Below are 2,056 nucleotides of genomic sequence, written 5' to 3' on the forward strand. Positions count from 1 at the left end.
CGCGCGGACGCCGGCGGCCCCGGCGGCGCCGAGCAGCACCAGCCCGGACCCGGCGAGGACGATCGGCAGGACGTCGTCGGTCCCGGCGGCCTGCCCGCCGTTGCCGGCGTCCACCGACCCCGGCGTGGAGGCGCCGGCGGACGACGAGGCGGCCGAGATCTTCGCGGCGAGCGCGTCGAGCTGGGCGAGGGCCTGCCGGGCCGCGGCCTTGGCGTCGGGCGACGCGTTCGGGTCGTTGAGCACGGCGTCGGCCGCGTCGCGGGCCTGCTGCAGCGTGGACTGCGCCGCCTGCAGCCACGCCGCGTCGAAGGGCTGACCGCTGCGCGCCTGGAGGTCGGCGACGAGGGCCTGCTGCTGGGCGTCGAGCTGGTCCCCGAGGGTCACCCCCTGCGCGGACGCGGCCTGCTTGACCTGGTCGAGCAGCGCCTGGCCCTGCGACGTCAGGTCCGGCGCGAGGCCCTTCACCTGGTCGCCGACGCCCTTGTCGGTCCCGAGCCCGCCGAGCGCGACGAGCCCGAGCGCGCCCTGGTTGGCCTGGCCGAAGGCCTGCCGCGTGGCGTCGCTCGCCTCCCCGCCGGCGTCGCCGCCCGGGGACGGCGGGGCCGCGCTCCCGGTCGGCACGGAGGGCGGCTGCTCGGAGCCCGACCCGCAGGCCGCCGCTCCCGTCAACGCGAGCGCCGCGAGGACGGTCCCGGCCGTCGCGCGGGTGAGGCGAGTGGTCATCACGTTCCCCCGAATTGTGCTGGTCACGCGGCTGAGTATCGGGACGCAACGGCCACCCGCAACCGCGCGCAGCCCGATCGGGTGGTTCCTTCGGCCGTCACCACGACCCCCGATTGGTGGGACGCTGCGGCGGGTAGTCACCGCGCCGCCCGCGGCGGCGCGAGGTGCACGACGGTCGTCGTGGTCATCTCGTCGAGCAGCTCCGGCCCGTAGCCGAAGCCCTGCCCGCTGGCGCCGCGCGGCTGGGCCGCCCCGCCGGGCGCTCCGCCGAACACCGCATTCACCTTCACCGTGCCCACCGGCAGCTCCCGCCAGGCTCGCTGGGCGTGCTCCATGTCCGGGGTGAGCACGGTCGCGGCGAGGCCGTAGCGGTCCGCGGCCGCCTCGCGCAGCGCGGTGTCGAGGTCCGGCACCTCGCGCACCGGTGCGACCGGCCCGAACGTCTCCTCGGACAGCACGGCCATTCCCGGCGTGCAGCCGCTCAGCACGGTCGGCGGGTAGAATGAGCCGGGCCCGGTGGGCAGCTCGCCGCCCGCGCGAAGCCGCGCGCCGTCGTCGACCGCACCGCGGACGTGCGCGTGCACCTGCTCGCGCTGGCGCTCGTCGACCAACGGACCGATCCGGTCGGCCCACGTCCCGGCCTCGGCGACCAGCGCCTCGAGGAAGGGCTCCGCGACCTCGGTGAGCACGTAGATCCGCTCCACCGACACACAGATCTGGCCGGCGTTGGCGAACGAGCCCAGCGCCGCCTGCTCGGCGGCCCACACAGGGTCGACGCCGGCGTCGACGATCAGCGGGTCGTTGCCGCCGTTCTCCAGCAGCGCCTTCGCGCCGGTGCGCGCACAGGCCGCGGCGATCGCCCGCCCGGTGGCCGTGCTCCCGACGTGGGCGACGACGTCGACCTCCGGCGAGCCCGCGAGCGCCTCGCCGACCGGCCCGTCGCCGTCGAGGATCTGCAGGACGCCGTCGGGCAGGTGCGCCGCGAGCAGCTCGGCGAACCGCCGCCCGGTGCGCGGGCAGCGCTCGCTCGGCTTGTGCACCACGGTGTTCCCCGTGACCAACGCGGCACCGAGCAGGCCGGCGGCCACCGCGACCGGGTCGTTCCACGGGGTCAGGACGGCGACGACGCCCCGCGGCGCGTGCACCATCAGGTCCGTCGCGCCCCATCCGCCCTGCAGGCTGCGGCCGCGGTGCAGCGGCCCGAGCTGCGCGTACTGCTCCAGGGTGCCGATGCCGGCCCCGACGCCGCCTGCGCCTCGGACGCACCCGCCGCCCGGAGCCCGGTGAGCACCACGGTGAACGAGCCGCCGAAGCCGACGATCGCCGTGACCAC

The 2,056-nt window shown here is 77.0% G+C and carries 2 protein-coding genes; both read right to left on the bottom strand.

The features are described from left to right. On the bottom strand, positions 1-750 hold a 750-nt coding region (locus AB0B41_RS43125; RefSeq protein WP_358213018.1), incomplete at its 3' end, for a DUF4142 domain-containing protein. Between the two features lie 110 nt (positions 751-860). Next, positions 861-2,056, bottom strand: a 1,196-nt coding sequence (locus tag AB0B41_RS43130; protein ID WP_358213020.1) for an aldehyde dehydrogenase family protein, incomplete at its 5' end; no start/stop codon positions are given.

Source organism: Pseudonocardia sp. NPDC049154, assembly GCF_040648315.1.
Classification (GTDB): Bacteria; Actinomycetota; Actinomycetes; order Mycobacteriales; family Pseudonocardiaceae; genus Pseudonocardia.